We start from the raw sequence: 17,917 nt of genomic DNA on the forward strand, positions 1-17,917 counted from the left end.
TCCTGTGTGGGGCGGGCGTCAGTGGGTCGGTGGCGCGCAGACGATGACGATGTCGTCGTCGTCCGCGTCCACGTCGGCGGTGAGCACGAGCCCGCGACCGCTCAGTCGCAGTCGTACCGGATGAGGGTGTTCGGGGTCGTGCGGGACCCCGGCGATCAGGAACCGGCCGTCGGGCCCGGTGCGGGTCGCGGACGCCGTGCCGGGCACCTCGACGCGCATGGCGGCGAGGGGCTGGTCCTGCGGGCCGACGACCCGGCCGGCGAGCGCGCGCACCGCGACCTGACGCAGCCGCAGCGGCTGCAGGACCGGGGGCGCGGCCGGTGTCGGGTGGTCCACCTGAGCCGGTACGTCGATCAGCAGCGCCGGGCGGGGCGCGGCGTCCAGCGCGTGCCACAGCGCCGCCGCTCCGGCCTCCAGCACCACCGGGTAGCGGCCGTCCCGGGTCGTGGCGGCGAGCACCCGGTCCAGCACGGCGAGCCCGGCCGGACCGGCCACGCTGAGCAGGTAGCGGACCGTGAACCGGTACGGCTCGCGGACCGCGCCGCTGGAGCGGGTCTGCTGGGCCGGGCGCAGTTCGAGGGGCCACAGGGTCAGCCCGTCGGCGTCGCCACCCGCGCGGGGTGGACCGATCGGGACGGGTTCCCCCGCCGCGCCGGTCAGCCATTCGACCAGCTCGGCGGTGGCCGTCTCGATCGGTCCGCGCCCGTCAACGGTCATCGCGGCGGCGTCCCCTGGATGCGGTACGCGATGGCCTCGTTCCACACGTGCGGGTAGACGCCGATCTCGAAGTAGCGGGTGAACCGGTTGATCGGCGCGTTGGTGTGGTCGTGGTAGATCAGCCAGATCGGCGCGATGGTGAAGAGCGCGTAGTTCGCCAGCACCAGCGGGATGTACAGCGGTCCGAGCAGTCGCGCCTGGAAGATGTGCACGTCCTCGTGGCGTTGGATGCCGGAGTTGGAGCCCGCGCAGACGGTGCCGATGGTGGTGGCGTAGCGCGGGGAGACCCCCTGCACCACGCAGACCCGGCCGCTGGCGGCCGACGTGGGCCGGTCCAACGAGTGCCCGAAGACGAGGTGCACGACCAGGTAGACGGCCCCGACCACCGTGTTGAGCAGGCTCCACGTGTGGTCGACGACGAAGAGGACGATGCCGCGGGCGTCCGGGGCGTACACCCCGGCGGAGGTGACCGCCCAGCCGAACACGGCCCCGACCAGCAGGCCCACGACGGCCCCGACGAGCAGGCCGATCGGCCCGCCGGCCAGCAGGCCGAAGACGGCGCCGGCAGCCATCTGGATCACCGCGCTGAGGATTCCGAAGATCATGACGACACCCCCTCAGACCCAGGAGCGGAAGACGCGGGGCTCGCGACCGCTCGCGAGTTGGGTGGGTGTCGCCTGGCGGTTGCCGGGCGGGAACTGGTTGACGCCGAGCGCGGCGGAGAAGATGACCAGCGCGTTGAAGAACGCGATGACCCACTTCTCGCCGCCGACCTCGTCGGCGAACACCGCCGAGAGGTAGGACAGCAGCAGGGCGATGGCGATGGCGATCCACTTGCGCAGCTTGTCGCCGCTCGGACCGATCAACCCGCCGATGACGTTGGTGGCCAGCAGGGTGGCGGCGCTCGCTCCGGCGAGACTGCCCAGGGCTGCCCAGGTGAAGAGATCGTTCACGGCGATCCCCCCTTTTCTGCAGTGGTGCGACCGGGATGTGGTGGTGGTGAGGCCGGCGCTCCCGCGCGGGGAGTGCCGACGCCGGTCGCCGCCGTCGCGGGGCGGCCGGAGCAGGGACGCGGCCGGCGGAGGCCGGCCACCGGATGCGTCAGCCGGGCCCGGGCGCGCCGGCGGGCGGCCCCGGCGGGGTCGGGCCGGGCGCGGTCGGGTCGGTCGCGGTCGGACCGGCTGCCGCCGGCGCCGTCGAGCGACGGCGACGCAACAGGAGTACGGCCACAGCGGTGAGGACGAGCAGCAGGAGCACGCCGCCGACGACCAGCAGCCACGGGAAACCACCCGAGTCGGTGTCGGCGGCTGCCGGCGAGGCCGAGGGGCGCGGCGGCGCCTCGGCGACGGCGCGCAGTTCCATCGGCTTGTCCTGGTTGGCGTCGACCTTCCAGGTGACCGATCGACCGTTGACGGTGCCATTGGTGTCGATCACCCGTCCGGGAAAGGTCACCGAGATCTCGAACGACATCAGCTTGAGGAAGGCCTGCTGCTGTTGCGGATTCTGCTGGGCGGCTTTCCCGCCGTATTTCTTCGGATCCAGCGGTAACGTGAAACGGTAGAAGTCGCCGTCCCGGACCAGTTTGACGCTCTCGCTGTCGAAGCCGGCCAGCGGCGCCTTGCGATAATTGATCTGTGCGCCGAAGAGCTTGCTGTCCTCGTAGCCGGTCTCCTCGCCGGGAGGCAGCGCCGGAATGTTCTTCCGCAGCTCGGCGAACGCGGCCGGGATGTTCTTGTTCTGGGAGCTCAGCACCGACTTCTGGGCGGTCAGCAGCAACTGCCCGTCGACCGTGTCGTCGGCGTTCACGGTGAGCCCCATGTTGAGTTGCATGCAGCCGCTCAACGCGACGAGAAGAAGGAGGCACACCGCGACGCGGAGTGCCCTACCGCGGTTGACGCTCCTGTTCATGCGCTCAGTGTGTGTGATCCAATTCACCACGAGCAGTCAGCGATTGGTCACAAGGTAGTCGCCGATTGTACCGGCGCACTGTCGTATTTGGCCGAGGCGGAGAGCGGCCCCGAAGAATAGACTGAAGCTTTGCGCCGCCGGCCGGAATGGCGGGCGACTCAGCCCTGCGGCGGCCGCCAGTCGACGCACCAGGTCATGCTCCGCAGCGTGACGCTGGCCGGGACGAGGCGCAGCGCGGCGGTACGGGCCGCGAGGGCGAGAGGGTTCCGCAGTTGCTGGCCGTACCGCCCGGCGCGCAGGGACGCGCGGGCGATGGCCTGGGTGCGGGGGCGACGCTGCTCGTCGTACGCCGCCAGGGCGGCCGGCAACCCCTGCGCGCCCCCGGCGCAGGCCGCGCCGAGCACCACCGCGTCCTCGATGGCCTGGCCGGCGCCCTGCCCGAGGTTCGGCGTCATCGCGTGGGCCGCGTCGCCGAGCAGCGCCACCCGTCCCCGCACGTAGGACGGCAGCGCCGTGGCCAGGTGGTGGATGTCGTTGCGGAGAACCACTTTGGGTGGGGTGGCCGCCAGCAGCGCGGGGATGGGGTCGTGCCACGTGCCGAAGTGCTCCCGAACCGCCGCCAGCTCGTCCGGGGCGTGGCCGCCGGGCGGGGCGTTGCGGGCCGCGTACCAGTAGAGCCAGCCGTCGCCGATCGGCACCATGCCGAACTCGGCGGCCGGGCCCCAGGTGATCGCCGTCGGGATCGGCTCCGGGAACGCGATGGCGGCCCGCCAGGCCGTCGAGCCCGCGTACACCGGGGCGGGAATCTCCGGCCAGAGCTGGGCGCGCAGCCGGCTGCGCAGGCCGTCGGCACCGACCACCAGGTCGGCGTGGAGGGTTCGCGGGCCGTCGGGCCCGCGGTAGCGCACCGTCGCGTGGTCGGAGTCGGAGTCGACGTGCTCGACCTCGGCCCCGGTGTGCAGCGACGACGCGGGCAGCGCCTCGCGCAGGATGCGGTGCAGGGTGGCCCGGTGGACGCCGAGCGCGCTGGTGCCAAGCTGTCGGACCATCTCTGCCGCGTCCATGCGGGACAGCCACCGGCCCCGCCGGTCGCGGACCCCGCCGGGGGCCTCGGCGTGTGCGTTGGACCGCAGGGCAGAGCTGAGGCCGAGGGCGTCCAGGGCGCGTAGCGCGTTGGCCATCAGGCTCAACCCAGCGCCCACCTCGCGCAGTTCGGGGGCGCGTTCCAGGACGGTGACCCGCCAGTCACGCCGGTGCAGGGCGAGCGCCGCGCTCAGCCCTCCGATGCCCCCGCCGACCACCACCGCGTGTGGCTCGTCCATGTCGTCCACCCTTCTACACCTGTAGAAGGGGGATACTACCTGCGCACCGCGCAGAGGAGGAACCCCGTTGAACGCCCGCGCCCACCGGATCGCGCTGTTGACCGACGCGGCCATCGAGCTGATCGCCGACGGCGGCATGCGGGCGCTCACCCACCGGGCCGTCGACGCCCGCGCCGAGCTGCCGCCCGGCACCACCTCGGCGTACCTGCGCACCCGCCAGGCGCTGATCGAGGCGGTGGTGCGGCGCCTCGTCGAGCGTGACCGGGCCGACCTGGCCGCGTACGACCTGCCGACCGAGCCGCCCGCCCCGCAGGCGGGCCCCCGCCTGGACGGCGACGACCTCGACCAGCTCGCCGCCGGGGTGGCCGAGGTGCTCGACCGCTGGCTGGGCGTCGGACGCAGCCGTACCCTGACCCGCTACGCCTGCCTGCTGGAGGCGGTGCACCGCCCCGAACTACGCGGCATCCTGCGACACGGCATCGGCATCCGGGCCCAGTCCCGCGATCTGCTGACCCGCGCCGGCGCCACCGACCCGGACCGGCAGGGCGACCAGTTCGTCGCGTACGTCGACGGGCTCCTCTTCGACCGGCTGGTCGGCGCGGGAGCGCTCACCGCCCCGACCCCCGGCACCCCGGACAGCCGCGCCGATCTCGCGGACGCCGTCCGTACGCTGCTGCGCGCCCTGACCGGGAGGTGACCGGAGCCGGTGATCGCGCGCCGGACGCGACGGCGGCCGACGGGCGGCCCGGTCGGCGGCTCCGCCGGCCGATGGTGGACGATCGCGGAGGGCGAGCCGGCGGACGCCGGTGATCGCTGACGGCCGCACAACGCGTCGGTCGACCGGTGGGAGGTGCCGATGGCGTGGTTCGCGGGCCTGCGGGTCGCCGGCCACCGGTTGCGGCAGGGGTGGCGGCCGGTGCTGGAGGCGACCGTCGCGGCGACCGTGGCCTGGCTGCTCGCCACCCGCCTGCTCGGGCATCCGCAGCCGTTCTTCGCGCCGGCCGCCGCGCTGATCGTCCTCGGTCAGGCCCGTGGGCAGCGCATCCGGCGGGCCGTCGAGGTCGTGCTCGGGGTGGCCGCCGGGGTGCTCGTCGCGGACCTGGTCGTGCAGGCGCTGGGCCCCGGCAGCACCTGGACGGTCTGCACGGTCATCCTGCTCACCGTCCTGCTCGCGGTCGCCTTCGGGGCCACCGGCGTCACCCTCGTACAGGCCGCCGTCTCCGCGCTCTACCTGGTGGTGGTCGCGCCGCCGGACGGGTCGCTGGTGCCGTTCCGCTTCGTCGACGCGCTGATCGGCGGCGCGGTGGCGCTCGCCGTCAGCCTGCTCGTCGACGCCCGGCACCCGCTCGCGCCGCTCGTCGTCGAGGTGCGGCGCACGTTCGACGAGCTGGCCGGCCTGCTGGGCGGGATCGCCGACGCGCTGGACGGGCGCGACGAGCCGGCGGCGGTGGCCGCCCTGGCGCGCGCCCGGGGCATGGACGCCCGGGTCGACGGGCTGCGGGACGGCGTGCTGGCCGCCGGCGAGGCGCTGCGGCTCAACGTGCGCCGACGCCGGCACATCGGCCGGTTGCGGTCGGTGGACGAGTCGGTCCGGCAGATCGACTACGTGGTCCGCAACGTCCGGGTGCTGGCCCGCGCGGGCGTGACGCTCAGTCGACTCGGGACCTCCACCCCGCCCGAGCTGGGCGACGCGCTGCGCTGCCTGGTGGAGGCGGTCCGGGAGGCCGGCGCGGCGCTCGCCGCCGACCTGGACGGGCAGGAGGAGGTCGCCGACCGGCACGCCCTGCGGGCGGACGAGGCGGCGCTGGCGGCCGTCCGTACCGCGGGGCAGCTCTTCGGGTCGACCCAGACCCTCCCCCTCGCCATGATCATCGGCCAGGTCCGGGCGACGGCGATCGACCTGCTGCGGGGCGTGCATCCCGACGACGACGTCGCCGTCCTGGCCCGCGTGGACGCGGCCCTCGGCCTACCCGCCGTCTGACCGACACCGGGGGTCACCCGGTGAGCCACCCGGTGGCCCTCGCCCGGATCTCCGCGGGCAGCTCATGGCCGCCGGTGAACTCCTCGTAGGTGACGTCGTAGCCGATTCCGCGCAGGTGCGGCACGAAGCGGCGGCTGCACACGTCGACGGGCAGCACCGGGTCGTCCACCCCGTGCGAGACGAAGATCCGTGGTCGCCCACGGACGACCGGCGGCGCGGCGAAGCCGGGGGAGAAGGCCAGCACCGCGTCGACCAGGTCGCCGTTGGCCAGGCCCAGCGAGAGCGCGTACGAGGCTCCGTCGGAGAAACCGCCGAGCGTCACACCCTGTACGGGGTAGCCGTCGAACGCGCTGGCCAGCAACGCGTCGATGTGCCCGACGTCCACCCCGAGGCCACCGGCGATCAGGTCCCAACTGGTCGCCGACGACTGCGGGGCGATCAGCAGCAGGTGCTGCGCGTCCGCCTCCGCGAGCAGCAGGTCCAGTCCGTGCCGCGCGGAACCACCCGCCCCGTGCAGGAGCACCACCAGCCGGTACGCGGCCCCGTCGGCGGCCGGCTCCGGCACGTACGCCATCGCGGGCCGACCACCGTCACCGCCGGGCAGCGGCACGATGCCGGTCGGCCCGGTCACCACCGGCGGGTGTGGGCGGGTGGTCAACCGGCCGTGCCGGTGACCCTGCGCGGGCGCCCGGCTCGGCGGCACGGGGTCGGACACGGGCCACCAACTCCTCGCGGTCGACGAGAGGTGCGAGGCGGTTACCCGGCCGGCCGCCGGTTAACCGGGCGGCCGCTCAGGCGCTGTCCCGGGCCACCAGGTCGGACGGGAAGAGCGTCACCGGCGCTCCCGGGCGACCGGCCAGCACGGCGGCGGCCGCCGCGGCGGCGATCCGGCCCACGGGGTGGCTCGCGGTGGTCAGCGCCGGCGCGGTCATGCCGGCCAGCGGGATGTCGTCGAAGCCGGCCACCGCGACGTCACCGGGCACCCGGACGCCGTCCTCACGCAGCTCCGCGATCACGCCCAGGGCCGTCTCGTCGCTGATCGCGTAGATCGCGTCGACGTCCGGCCAGCGCCGCAGCGCCTCGCCGGCCGCCTCCCGGCCCCGCGCCGCCGTGAAGTCCCCCCGCACGACCCGCTCCGGCAGGCCGGCCTCGCGCATCAGGTGGCGGTACGCCCGCACCGGCCGCTGCGCGCACGGCAGCCACCGTGGACCGGTCACCATGGCGATCCGGCGGCGGCCCGTGCCGTACAGGTGGCGTAACACCGCGCCCGCGCCGGTGGTGTTGTCGACGTCGAACGACGGCACCGTGGCCGAGCCGATGCCGATCGAGGCGATCCGGCCGTGCAGCGCCCGGGGTACGGCCGCCAGCAGGTCCTCGGTGGTGTTGACCAGCACGACCCCGCACACGCTGCGGTCGGCGGCGAGCTGGTCGAGGCCGCGCGGGTCACCCAGCGGCAGCCAGTGCAGGGCCACCCCGACGCCGGCCGGCGCGCACACCCGGGCGGCCGAGCCGACCACGCGGTCCACGTACGGGTCGTCCAGCACGGCCGCGCTGGTCCCCAGGGCGGCCACCACCAGCCGTACGCCGCCGCCGCGGACCAGTGCGCGGGCGGCCGGGTTGGGCACGTAGCCGAGCTGGTCGGCGGCCGTCACCACCCGTGCCCGGGCGGCCGGCGAGGCGAACCCGGTGCCGGCGATCACCCGCGAGGCGGTGGACCGGGACACTCCGGCGGCCCGGGCGACGTCCTCCAGGGTGGCTGGGCGCGGTGCCGCTGCCGTCATCGTGTCCTCCCCGACGACGCCCGCCCCCGGCGGGCGTGCGCCTGCCGGCCATCATCCCCCGACCTGCGGGCCTGCGGTAAGGGGTGGGGCCCGCTTGTGGTGGTAGCGCTCTCAGGTGTGCGATCGTGCCAGGAGATCACCCCTAGGAAGAGGACCACCCCGTGAGTGCCCCCACCAGTCCCGCCATCGCCCCGGACGCCACCGCGCCGGCGCGGGCCGTCGTGCTCGCCCGCAACGGCGTCGCCCTGACCTTCACCCTGAACGGCCTGGCCGTCGGTAGCTGGTTCTCCCGGGTGCCGGCCGTCCGGGAGGCGCTGGACCTGTCCGCCGGCCGCCTCGGGCTGCTGTTGCTCGCGTTGAGCGTCGGCGCGCTGCTCGCCATGCCGACGTCCGGGCTGCTCGCCCAGCGCCTCGGCTCCGCCCGCACCGTGACCCTCTCGACCGTGCTGGTCGCGGTGGGCCTGATCGTGGCTGGGCTGGGCGCGACGGTCGCCGGGTCGGCCGCCGTCGTCGCGCTGGGCATGGTCGCCTTCGGCTACGGCTCCGGCGCGTGTGACGTGGCGATGAACGTCGAGGGCGCGGCGGTGGAGCGTCGGTTGGGGCGTACCGTCATGCCCCGTTTCCACGCGGCCTGGAGCCTCGGGTCGGTGGCCGGCGCGGGCGTCGGCGCCGGGGCGGCCCGCCTGGACGTGCCGGTGGGCGCGCACCTCGCCGTGGTGGCCGTGGTGGTCCTGGTCGGCACCGTCTTCGCGTCCCGGGCGTACCTGCCCCAGCCCGTCGTGGACGCGGCCAACGGGCCGACGGACACCAGCCCGGCCGGCCGTCGGCGGGCCCAGCTCGCCGCCTGGCGCGAGCCGCGCACCCTGCTGATCGGGTTGTTCGTGCTGGTGGCGGCCTTCACCGAGGGCAGCGCCAACGACTGGCTGGCGGTCGCGTTCGTGGACGGCCGGGACCTGAGCGAGGCGGCCGGTGCCGCGGTCTTCGGTGTGTTCGTCGTCGGCATGACCCTCGGTCGTACCGCCGGCACGGTCGCGCTGGACCGTTGGGGGCGGGTGCCGGTCCTCACCGGCACCGTCCTGCTCGCCGCCGCCGGCGCGACGCTGGCCGTGCTGGCCGGCTCGGGGCCGGTGGCCATCGTCGGCGTCGCGCTGTGGGGGATCGGCGCGTCTCTCGGCTTCCCCGTCGGCATGAGCGCGGCGGCCGACGAGGAGGCGCACGCGGCGGTACGGGTCAGCGTCGTCGCCGTGATCGGCTACACGGCCTTCCTGGGTGGCCCGCCGCTGCTGGGCCTGCTCGGCGACCACGTCGGCGTCCTGCGGGCGCTGCTGGTGGTGCCGCTGCTGCTCCTGCCGACGTTGGCCCTGGTGCCGGCGCTGCGCCCGCCGCGCGCCGCCGAGCGGGAGCAGTCGTCGGCAGCACAACAAAACTAGCCCGGATCAGGGCGTGCCGGTATCGGGCGCGCGGCCGAGTGCGCCGCACGCCCGTGCTGGCTACGGTCGCCCGATGCCAATCGACGAGATCACCGCCGCCGCGGCGGGCACCTGGACCCTGGGCGACCGCACGGTGCGCCGGATGGGCTTCGGCTCGATGCGGATCACCGCGAACCCCGACCGCGAGCGCGCGATCGCGCTGCTGCGCCGCGCCGTCGAGCTGGGCGTCAACCACCTCGACACGGCCGCGTTCTACGTCTCGCCCGGCGGGACCCTGCGGGTGGGCACCGGTCCCGCCCGGTACGCCACCGAGCTGATCCGGGCGGCCCTCGCCCCGTACCCCGAGGATCTGGTGATCGCCACCAAGGTCGGCTTCGGCTACGACCCGGTGGACGGGTTCACCGAGGCGTTCACCCCCGCGCAGTTGCGCGCGCAGGTCGAGGAGAACCTGCGTCGTCTCGGCCGCGACCAGCTCGACGTGGTGAACCTACGGCTCGGCCGGGGGCCGGGGGCGGTGCCGCTGGCCGAGCGGTTCGGCGCCCTGGCCGAGCTGCGCGACGCCGGGCTGATCCGGCACCTCGGGCTGTCCAACGTCCGGCCCGAGCAGCTGGACGAGGTGGCCGGCATCGCGCCGGTGGTCTGCGTGCAGAACAACTACGGCTTGGACGCCTACCGGGAACAGGACGCCTTCGTCCGGGCCTGCGGCGAGCGGGGAGTCGCCTACGTGCCGTTCTTCGCGCTGGCCGGAACCTCCCGGGAGGCGGGAGCGACCGCCGCGCCGGGCGCGGCCGTCGAGGCGGTCGCCCGCGACCACGGCGTCACCCCTTCGCAGGTACGCCTGGCCTGGACCCTGCACCAGGGCCCGCACGTCCTCGCCATCCCCGGCACCAGCGACCCCGCACACCTCGAGGAGAACATAGCCGCCGCGTCCCTGGACCTGACCCCGGAGGACCTGACCCGCCTGGGCTGACGCCGTCCCCCACCCCCGTCCCGCCGGCGTTGATCATGAAGTTGTTGCCATCGATGTCGGCGTGTCGTGGCAATAACTTCATGATCAACGGAGCCAGATGCGCAGGAGGCCCGCGGGGTGGAAGCCGGCTCGGCGGGCCGGGGGCAGGTCGGGCGCGGACTCGTAGCCGACCAGGGGTACGTCGGGCAGGGTGGCGGAGATCGCCAGCCAGATCTCGTCCGGATCGTCGCTGGTGCTGAACAGGTTGGAGACGCCCGACGGATCGTCGCCGCTGACCACCGCCCCACCCACGACAGCGCCCCGCCCGTCGTGCCGGGCCAGCACCCGGATGCCCGGGTCGGCCAGCAGCGCCGGGCGGAACAGCTCCCCACCGCCGTGCGCGCTCGCCCACTCCGCGAGCCCCCGCGCCGTGGTGACCCGGTCGAGCGGCACGCCGGTCGGCGGATCGGTCGGCGGGCGGTGGATCCACTGCGCGTCGAAGAGGACCCGGAACCCGTACGCCGCGAGGTCGAGGTCGGCGAAGCTGTCCTTCACCGACGCGCCGGCCCCGGCGTCGATCCGCGCGAGCAGCGCCTCGGGGTCGACGCCGGGGCGCAGGGTGACCGCGTCCGGATACCAGGGCGGGGAGCGGCGGGGCACCGACCACGCGTCGGCGTCGATCCGGCCGACCAGGCCGTGGCTGGCGCACACCACGTCGCACCATTGCGCGTTGTTGTGCGCCGCCGCCTCCCGCACGTCGTTTGGCACGTCCGGCAGCCTAATCGGTGAGCACGACGAGCCGCTGGGTCGCGCGCGTCATCGCGACGTACCTGTCGACCGCCCCCTGGACGCCCTCACCGAACGCCTCCGGATCGACGAGGACGACCAGGTCGAACTCCAGCCCCTTGGACAGTTCCGGACTCAGCGACCGGACGCGACTCGTCGCCGGCCGGAACGTGGGGTCGCCGATGACGCAGGCGATTCCCTCGGCGTGCTCCGCGAGCCAGCCGTCGACGATCGCGTCCCGGTCGCGCACCGATCCGTGGGTGACGGGGATCCCGTTGCCGCGGATCGAGGTCGGCACGTTCGCGTCCGGGAGTACGGCCCGGATGACCGGTTCGGCCTGCGCCATGACCTCCCGGGGCGTCCGGTAGTTGACGGTCAACGAGGTCAGGGTCACCTCGTTGAGCCCGACGCGGGCGAGCCGTTCGCGCCACGACCCGGTGAATCCGTGCCGGGCCTGGGCCCGGTCCCCGACGATCGTGAAGCTGCGCGACGGGCACCGCGACAGCAGCATCTGCCACTGCGCGTCGGTCAGCTCCTGCGCCTCGTCCACCACGATGTGCGCGAACGGGCCGGCCAGCAGATCCGCGGCGACGCCCGGCAGCACGGCCTCGTCGACAAGCGCGTCCTGCAGGTCCAGTTGGCGCAGGCTCGACAGCACGCCCTCGCCGTCGTCGTAGGCGTGCGCCTCGATCAGCTCGTCGACCACCGTCGCCATGCGTTCCCGTTCGGCGGCGATCGTGGCGTCGCGGCGGCGGGTACGCCCTGACGCCTCCGCATCGCCGAGCCGCTGTCGTGCCGCGTCCAGCAGCGGCAGGTCGGACACCGTCCACGCGCGGGCGTCGGCGCGCTGGAGCCGGCGGACGTCGTCGGGACCGAGCCAGGGGGCGCACCTGCGCAGATAGGCGGGCACCGACCACAGGTCCGCGACGATGTCGGCCGCGTCGAGCAGCGGCCAGGCGCGGTTGACCGTGGTACGGATTTCCGCGTCGCGCCGCAGCGACGCGCGGACGAGGTCCTCGGGTTCGTCGCCGTCGTACCTGCCGAGCAGGATGCTCAGCAGTTCGTCCCAGATCTCGTCGCGGGCCTCGTTGTGCGGGGTGCCCGATCCGGGCGCCTCGAACGCCTGGGCCCAGTCGTCGGCGCTCAGCCGGATGTCGGTGTCGCCGGCCGCGACGGTCAGCGCCGTCGTCGGCGGCTCCTCGTAGAAGCGGACGGCCGCGTCGATCGCCCGTACCAGGCCGAGCGAGGACTTGAGGCGGTCCACCTCCGGGTCGCTCTCGGCGGCGGCCGAGGCGCCCTGCGGTACCAGGTCCCGCAGGGTGCAGGTCTGCACGTCCTCCTCGCCGAGGCTGGGCAGGACGTCGGCGACGTACGCCAGGTAGGGCTGGTGCGGCCCGACGAACAGCACCCCGCCGCGCCCCTGCCGCAGGCGCGGGTCGGAGTAGAGCAGGTACGCGGTGCGGTGCAGGGCGACGACGGTCTTGCCCGTGCCCGGACCGCCGTCGACGACGAGCGCGCCGCGTGATCCGGCCCGGATGATGGCGTCCTGGTCGGCCTGGATGGTGCCGAGCACGTCGCGCATCCGGGCGGAGCGGTTGCCGCCGAGGCTGGCGATGAACGCCGACTGGTCGTCCAGCGCGGCGTGCCCCTCGAACCCGTCCGGGGTGAACACCTCGTCCCAGTAGTCGCTGATCCGGCCGAGGGTCCAGCGATACCGGCGTCGGCTCGCGAGGCCCATCGGGTTGGCGTGGGTCGCTCCGAAGAACGGCGCGGCGGCCGGTGAACGCCAGTCGAGCAGCAGCCGGCGGCCATCGCCGTCGCTGAGGCCGAACCGTCCGATATAGACGGGCTCGGGGTCGTCCGCGTGGACCATGCGACCGAGACACAGATCCAGACCGAAACGGCGCAGCGCACGCAGGCGGGCGGTCAGCCGCCGGACCTCCTCGTCCCGGACGACCGCCTGCCGACCCTTGCCCGCCGGTGCCCGGCGCTCGGCGTCCAGGCGGTCGGACAGGTCGGCGATCGACCGCTGAAGGCTCGCCGCGATCACGGCGAAGTGCTGCTCGTCCCGGGCGACGAGCGCCGGGTCGGCCTTGGCGGCGAGGTTCTCGGGGAGGTCGAACACACTGGCCGCCGCCGACGACACGTTCATCTTCATGGCTCCCGTTTGCGCAGGTCATGGCCTTGGACGGGCCATTCTGCGGCACAGCGGGGGCCTTGCCGCAAGTCCCCCCATGCGGTATATGTTGGATATGGCGGGAGGGGTTGTTCCTCGTCGTCACGGCTTCCGCTCGGCGTAGACGAGATCCATCGTGTCGGCGCGCCCGCCCCAGCTCAGGTCGAGATGCCAGCACCCCGCTCGCGGCATGTCGATGATCGACGGCGCTGGCCCGCCGGCGACCTCGTGGGTCACTCGCGTGTCGGTGCCGTCCAACGTGGCGATGATCTTCAGGGTGGTCGACGCGCCCGGGGGCGGCGAGGTCGTGGCGGGCCGGGCCACCCAGAGGATCTTGTTGCTCGACGCGTCCGGTCGGACCTGCGCCAGCGGGTGGCCGAACAGCACCGCCACGATCTCACCCCGTGCGCCGAAGACGTGCGGCATGCGGGTGTCCCCGTGGAACCCCTCGTCCGCCCAGTCGGGCAGCGACCCCGTCTCGACCCGCGACGCGCAGCCGACCGCCGCAGTGGTTGGACCGCCGGCAGTCGTCGCCGGCCCGTCACCGGCCGTGCCGCAGCCCGCCAGCACCAGAACCGACCCCAGCAGAAACCTGCCCCAAGTGATCATCTCGCTCCCTCCCACAAGGACGTGTCCCGTACCAGAGAGACACCGGTCGGGCCGGGCGGGTTCCTAGGGGAGCGAGCCGGCGATCTCGAGCGCCTCGGCCATGCTGCGCGCGCCCTCCAGCCGGTAGGTCACGCCGGCCTGCTCCCAGATCAGGGTCGACGCGGCGAGTCGTGCGGTCTCCCGGCGGATCTGCCCCGACCGGTCGACGTAGGACAGCACGTGCGGACCGTCGACCCAGACGGCGAAGTCACCGTCGACCTGCGTCCACTCCGCACCCGGCCGGCTGGTCCGCTTGTGGAAGGTCAGGTCGAGACGACCGTCGAACGCGTCGAGACGCACCCCGCCGCCCTCGTACAGCAGCGTCGCGACCCGGTACGCGCCGGTGCCGTCGGGGTCGGCGACCGACACCCGCTCCGGCGGCCCGAGCGCGGCCGGCACCCGGATCGGGAAGCGGACCGCCCGCCGTGCCTCGTCGAGCCCCACCATCCGCAGCGACGGCAGGGGCGACGGCTCGTCCTCGGGCGGCGACGGCGTGGACGACGTGACGATGCCGACGCCGGCGAAGCGCAGCACCTCGCCGACCGCGTCGGCGACGGCCGCACGCGTCGGCGGCAGCGCCGCGACCAGCAGGGCAACGAGCGCCGCCGCGGCCAGGGAGCGCCACCGACGTCGCCCGCGTACGTCCCCGACGAGCCGGTCGCGCACCCGTGCGGTCACGTCCGGCGTGGCGGGCGTGTCCAACCAGACGCCGAGGTCACGCAGCTCCGCCTCTAGGCCGTCCCGGGCGAGGTCATCCATGACGCACCTCCTCGTCGGCGAGCAGGGCGCGCAGCTTCGCCAGTGCCCGTGAGGTACGCGACTTCACCGTTCCCCGGGGCCAGCCCAGCATGACGCCCGTCTCCTGCTCGCCGAGATCGAGGAAGAACCGGCAGACGATCACCTCGCGGTCGCGTACCGGCAGTTGCCGCAGGGCCGCCACCAGCGCGGCCCGCCGCTCGCCGGCCAGGACGGCGTCAACGGCGTCATCCTCGGCGACCTCGGGCGGGGGGTTCGCCGCCGCCCGCAGGACCAGGCCCTCCCGGCGCGTGCGGGACCGGTGCAGGTTGCGGGTCTCGTTGGCGACGATCGCGAGCAACCAGGAGCGGAAGGACGACTCTCCCCGGTAGCGCGACAGCTTGCGGTAGCCCTTCACGAACGCCTCCTGGACGACGTCCTCGGAGTCCGAACCCGCGCCGAGCAGCACCGCCGTCCGGTACGCGGACGCGGTGTGCCGGGCGACCAGGAGGTCGTACGCCTCCAGGTCACCGGCTCGGGCGCGGGTGACGAGCACGTCGTCGTCCAGGGGTACCTCCGGTCGGACTCGCACTGATGACACCGCCCGCGCCCGTCGGGTTCCGCCCCAGCGGAGTCAGATTTCTCCCACCCGCCGTGCAGCCTATTGCCAGGAATCGGTGCTGAACTGGGAGTGGCGTCGAAGGAGAGGGGCTGGGCATGGGCTGGTTCAACCGGCGGTCTCGCGGCGGCGAGGCGACCCCGACGAAGCTGGACCGTGAGGCCACCCGGGACGACCTCGCCGCGCTGGAGGCGTTCGTCGCCAGCCGGCGAGGGGTGGAGTTCTACCTGGAACCGGAGACGACCGCCACCGACACCACCGTGGTCGCGATCGCCTACGACGGTGAGTGGATCCGTCGCCGCACCGGCACACCCCGGGCGGCGGGCGACATCGCCCGCAAACACGCGGTGCCGCTGTACGAGGCGGCCCGCACCGGCTACCCGGAGCGGATGCGGGTGTGGAATCGGGCCCACCCGGAACGCCACGCCCGCTGAGCCGGTCAGGCCGTAACCGGGCTCAAGCGGGTTTCGCCTGCGCGAGTGATCGCTGGATGAGCGTGAGGACGGGTGGAAGGATCAGCTCACCGCCGCCGATCGTGGCGCCAGCGTTCACGTGGTGGGGCGTGCCGTCAATGTCGACCACCAGCGCGCCAGCCTCCCTGGCGATGACGACGCCCGCGACGGTGTCCCACGGGTTGTTGTTGAGCATGACGAACGCGTCGATCCGGCCGTGCGCCAACCAGGCGAGGTCGATTGCGGCTGACCCGTGCATGCGTATCCGTTGGACGTGTCGGGTGAGCTGCTCGGTGATGGCGAGTCGCTCGGTGTTCTTCCGGCTGGCCTCGGCACCGACCGCATAGTCGCCGATGGCGACGACGGCGTCCCGCAGATCGGTGACCTGGCTGGCGCGGATGCGCCGGTTGTCGGCATAGGCGCCGTGCCCCTGCACGGCGTGGTAGCGGGTGCCGAGGAACGGAAGGTCGATGACACCGAGGACGGCGTGTGTGCGGTGGATGAGGCCGAGAGAGATCGCGCACAGGGGCGAGCCGTGGATGAAGTTGACGGTGCCGTCGACTGGATCGAGTGCCCAGGTCAGCGCGCTGGTGTCGCCGCTGCTGCCGTACTCCTCACCGAGGAAACCGATGTCAGGCGCCTTGGCGGCCAGATGCTCGCGGACCGCTCGCTCGATGGCGTAATCCACGTCCGAGGCCATGTCGCGGTCACCCTTGAAGGTCAGCGCACCGGGCTGGAGCCTGCGCATCAGGTCGTGGGCCAGGTCGACGGCCTCCTGTGCGAGAGGGAGGAGGTGCGCGTAGCCGGTCATAGCTGGCGGCTGCGCTCCCACAGCGAGTTGAACATCTCGTCGAATATCGGGTAGAGGCCGGAAGGGCTGGGGCTGGCGCTGCGCTCGATGACCAGCGTCGGGCAGTCGACACCGCGCATCTGCGGTAGGTAGTGCTGGACAACGCAGAGTCGACCATCGATCAGAAGGACGTTGGCGCGGATGGATTCGTCGTAGACGCCGATGGTGAGGTTGTCCCGGGCATCCGCCGGGAGCCGGTCACGAATGCGGCGGGCCAAGTTCTGGATGTTGAGTTCGGTGAGCGCGCTGAGGTGCCCATCTGGATAGTCGTCCTCCCGCTCCTGCCGCCTGATCGCCTCGCCGGCCGGGTCAAGGAACAGGCAGCGGAGGCGGGTGCCGGCGGCGAGGAGTCTCAGGAGGCGATTGTCGCCGTACTGCTGACAGATGAGGTTCAGTGACAGCCCGGCCGCTCGGATGTCCGTGGCATGGTCGAAAAGGGCTTGCGGGGGCAGCTCCGCCATAAAATCTGATCGGCTGGAATAGATCGCGCTGACATCAGCGCATTGGTTCCGTACGGCCGTGCTGAGCTGGTGTCCGGCGAGGTCCGGGGCCGGCTCGCGTTCGCCGAGGAGAAGCGTCATTCGTGCGTGGCGGGGCATGGACAGGCCGGTGCAGATGCGGGTGAGGACATCGATGCTGCTGACCCGGCGGGCACCGCTGGTGATCTCGCTGATCTGAGCCTGGCTGAGGCCGGTGGCGACGCCGAGAGTGGTCTGGCTGGCGCGGGTGGCTCGCTGGACGAGGCGGAATACCTGAGCGATGTTACGAGCGGCCAGGGCGTCGAGCATGTCAGTGGTGTCCCACAGCAGGTCGTCAGTGGTAAGCGTGGCAGTTGTGCGGACGCTCACGGCTGGCTTCCTTCCTGCTACAAGGGCCGAGGGCCAGCTTATCCAGTAGTGGGATGGCATGCCGGGAGGACATCCAGAGGGCGGATGAAAGTTATCCATCGAGGATTCACCCGCCGTGATGGATCGCTGCGGTTGTGGTGAGCAGGGTCGTGGTGTGAGTCTGCGGTCCCGCCCCCACCTGCCCATGCGCCCCGCCTGGTTGTGCCGCAACTGTGCCGCAGCATGGCCATGCTCCCGCGCCCAACTCGATCTCGTCGCCGAGTTCTACGGTCACTCGCTGGCGCTGGCCCTCTACCTTACGTCCTGCATGAACGAGGCCATCCACGACTTGTACGGTCTCGGCGGTCGCCCCGACCTTGCCCTGATGCACGCGCGTTTCCTCGGCTGGCTGTCGTTGACTCGCCGGCCGCGTCGCTTCAACCATGAGTGACTCGCCCCGATATCTTCGCAGGTCAATGTGGTGCTCGTGACCGGGCGGCACCGGGGTCCGCGTTGACCGGCGGCGCGAGGGTGTGGCAGCATTCGCGGCCTGACGGCAGTGAAGGAAGTCGGTGCGAATCCGACGCGGTCCCGCCACTGTCACCGGGGAGTGATCCCCCCTCGCGAGTCACGGCCGTGTGTCTGCGGTTGGAAGGCCGGGGGAGAGCGTCGATCCGGAAGCCAGGATACTTCGGCCGTCGGGACGTACCCCAGGGCGTGGACACCCGAGGAGGAC

The 17,917-nt window shown here is 73.1% G+C and carries 20 protein-coding genes and 1 riboswitch; of the genes, 6 read left to right on the forward strand and 14 right to left on the reverse strand.

Features of this window, described 5'->3' with window-relative positions; translation table 11 throughout:
* Positions 1 to 18: 18 nt before the first annotated feature.
* The 5 genes from AB0B55_RS03070 to AB0B55_RS03090 all read right to left on the reverse strand — a co-directional run bounded on the left by AB0B55_RS03070 (position 19) and on the right by AB0B55_RS03090 (position 3,947).
* Positions 19 to 717 carry a carboxypeptidase regulatory-like domain-containing protein gene (locus tag AB0B55_RS03070; protein ID WP_357169875.1) on the reverse strand — a complete coding sequence of 233 codons (699 nt, stop codon included), beginning with the start codon at positions 715 to 717 and terminating at the stop codon, positions 19 to 21.
* Positions 714 to 1,322 (reverse strand): glycine zipper family protein, encoded by a 609-nt coding sequence (locus AB0B55_RS03075; protein WP_357169878.1) that lies wholly within the window; start codon positions 1,320 to 1,322, stop codon positions 714 to 716. Before AB0B55_RS03075 ends, AB0B55_RS03070 begins: the two co-directional genes overlap by 4 nt.
* A gap of 12 nt (positions 1,323 to 1,334) precedes the next feature.
* A complete protein-coding gene (locus AB0B55_RS03080) occupies positions 1,335 to 1,670 on the reverse strand; it encodes a hypothetical protein (RefSeq protein WP_357118280.1) in 336 nt (111 codons plus the stop codon).
* 148 nt (positions 1,671 to 1,818) lie between these two features.
* Positions 1,819 to 2,625: a DUF3153 domain-containing protein gene (locus tag AB0B55_RS03085; RefSeq protein WP_357169881.1), complete on the reverse strand. Its 807-nt coding sequence runs from the start codon at positions 2,623 to 2,625 to the stop codon at positions 1,819 to 1,821.
* Between the two features lie 158 nt (positions 2,626 to 2,783).
* On the reverse strand, positions 2,784 to 3,947 hold the full coding sequence (locus tag AB0B55_RS03090; RefSeq protein WP_357169884.1) for an FAD-dependent oxidoreductase: 1,164 nt from the start codon (positions 3,945 to 3,947) through the stop codon (positions 2,784 to 2,786).
* A gap of 67 nt (positions 3,948 to 4,014) precedes the next feature.
* Here AB0B55_RS03090 and AB0B55_RS03095 point away from each other — a divergent pair, with 67 nt between their 5' ends.
* The gene (locus AB0B55_RS03095) at positions 4,015 to 4,644 is read left to right on the forward strand and encodes a TetR/AcrR family transcriptional regulator (RefSeq protein WP_357118290.1); all 630 of its coding nucleotides are present in this window, start codon (positions 4,015 to 4,017) and stop codon (positions 4,642 to 4,644) included.
* A 159-nt stretch (positions 4,645 to 4,803) separates the two neighbouring features.
* Entirely contained in the window at positions 4,804 to 5,928 is a 1,125-nt protein-coding gene (locus tag AB0B55_RS03100) for an FUSC family protein (protein ID WP_357169887.1), read from the forward strand.
* A 13-nt stretch (positions 5,929 to 5,941) separates the two neighbouring features.
* Here the strand turns inward: AB0B55_RS03100 and AB0B55_RS03105 are convergent, their stop codons facing one another.
* A complete protein-coding gene (locus tag AB0B55_RS03105) occupies positions 5,942 to 6,643 on the reverse strand; it encodes a phospholipase (RefSeq protein WP_357118296.1) in 702 nt (233 codons plus the stop codon).
* Between the two features lie 76 nt (positions 6,644 to 6,719).
* Positions 6,720 to 7,709 carry a LacI family DNA-binding transcriptional regulator gene (locus AB0B55_RS03110; RefSeq protein ID WP_357169892.1) on the reverse strand — a complete coding sequence of 330 codons (990 nt, stop codon included), beginning with the start codon at positions 7,707 to 7,709 and terminating at the stop codon, positions 6,720 to 6,722.
* Positions 7,710 to 7,870: 161 nt separating this feature from the next.
* Between AB0B55_RS03110 and AB0B55_RS03115 the strand changes: the two genes are divergently transcribed.
* Complete coding sequence (locus tag AB0B55_RS03115; protein WP_357169895.1) at positions 7,871 to 9,139, forward strand: MFS transporter; 1,269 nt, start codon at positions 7,871 to 7,873, stop codon at positions 9,137 to 9,139.
* A gap of 73 nt (positions 9,140 to 9,212) precedes the next feature.
* Positions 9,213 to 10,109 carry an aldo/keto reductase gene (locus AB0B55_RS03120; RefSeq protein ID WP_357169898.1) on the forward strand — a complete coding sequence of 299 codons (897 nt, stop codon included), beginning with the start codon at positions 9,213 to 9,215 and terminating at the stop codon, positions 10,107 to 10,109.
* 84 nt (positions 10,110 to 10,193) lie between these two features.
* Here the strand turns inward: AB0B55_RS03120 and AB0B55_RS03125 are convergent, their stop codons facing one another.
* The 5 genes from AB0B55_RS03125 to AB0B55_RS03145 all read right to left on the reverse strand — a co-directional run bounded on the left by AB0B55_RS03125 (position 10,194) and on the right by AB0B55_RS03145 (position 15,025).
* Entirely contained in the window at positions 10,194 to 10,856 is a 663-nt protein-coding gene (locus AB0B55_RS03125; RefSeq protein WP_357169901.1) for a hypothetical protein, read from the reverse strand.
* Positions 10,857 to 10,866: 10 nt separating this feature from the next.
* Complete coding sequence (gene helR / locus AB0B55_RS03130) at positions 10,867 to 13,026, reverse strand: RNA polymerase recycling motor ATPase HelR (protein WP_357170565.1); 2,160 nt, start codon at positions 13,024 to 13,026, stop codon at positions 10,867 to 10,869.
* A gap of 126 nt (positions 13,027 to 13,152) precedes the next feature.
* A complete protein-coding gene (locus tag AB0B55_RS03135) occupies positions 13,153 to 13,659 on the reverse strand; it encodes a hypothetical protein (RefSeq protein ID WP_357169905.1) in 507 nt (168 codons plus the stop codon).
* 63 nt (positions 13,660 to 13,722) lie between these two features.
* Positions 13,723 to 14,457: a hypothetical protein gene (locus AB0B55_RS03140; protein WP_357169908.1), complete on the reverse strand. Its 735-nt coding sequence runs from the start codon at positions 14,455 to 14,457 to the stop codon at positions 13,723 to 13,725.
* A complete protein-coding gene (locus AB0B55_RS03145; protein WP_357169911.1) occupies positions 14,450 to 15,025 on the reverse strand; it encodes an RNA polymerase sigma factor in 576 nt (191 codons plus the stop codon). Before AB0B55_RS03145 ends, AB0B55_RS03140 begins: the two co-directional genes overlap by 8 nt.
* 125 nt (positions 15,026 to 15,150) lie before the next feature.
* Between AB0B55_RS03145 and AB0B55_RS03150 the strand changes: the two genes are divergently transcribed.
* Positions 15,151 to 15,486: a hypothetical protein gene (locus AB0B55_RS03150; protein ID WP_357118321.1), complete on the forward strand. Its 336-nt coding sequence runs from the start codon at positions 15,151 to 15,153 to the stop codon at positions 15,484 to 15,486.
* 22 nt (positions 15,487 to 15,508) lie between these two features.
* Here the strand turns inward: AB0B55_RS03150 and AB0B55_RS03155 are convergent, their stop codons facing one another.
* Positions 15,509 to 16,315, reverse strand: a complete 807-nt coding sequence (locus AB0B55_RS03155; protein WP_357169914.1) for an inositol monophosphatase family protein — start codon at positions 16,313 to 16,315, stop codon at positions 15,509 to 15,511.
* Complete coding sequence (locus tag AB0B55_RS03160) at positions 16,312 to 17,202, reverse strand: DUF5919 domain-containing protein (protein ID WP_357169917.1); 891 nt, start codon at positions 17,200 to 17,202, stop codon at positions 16,312 to 16,314. The genes AB0B55_RS03155 and AB0B55_RS03160 overlap by 4 nt, the downstream gene beginning before the upstream one ends.
* Positions 17,203 to 17,509: 307 nt before the next feature.
* On the opposite strand from AB0B55_RS03160, the gene AB0B55_RS03165 reads away from it, so the two are divergent.
* Positions 17,510 to 17,632 (forward strand): hypothetical protein, encoded by a 123-nt coding sequence (locus tag AB0B55_RS03165; protein ID WP_357118330.1) that lies wholly within the window; start codon positions 17,510 to 17,512, stop codon positions 17,630 to 17,632.
* Positions 17,633 to 17,743: 111 nt separating this feature from the next.
* Positions 17,744 to 17,873, forward strand: a riboswitch (cobalamin riboswitch).
* Positions 17,874 to 17,917 lie beyond the last annotated feature (44 nt).

The organism is Micromonospora sp. NPDC049107 (assembly GCF_040648595.1).
In the GTDB taxonomy this organism is placed as follows: domain Bacteria; phylum Actinomycetota; class Actinomycetes; order Mycobacteriales; family Micromonosporaceae; genus Micromonospora.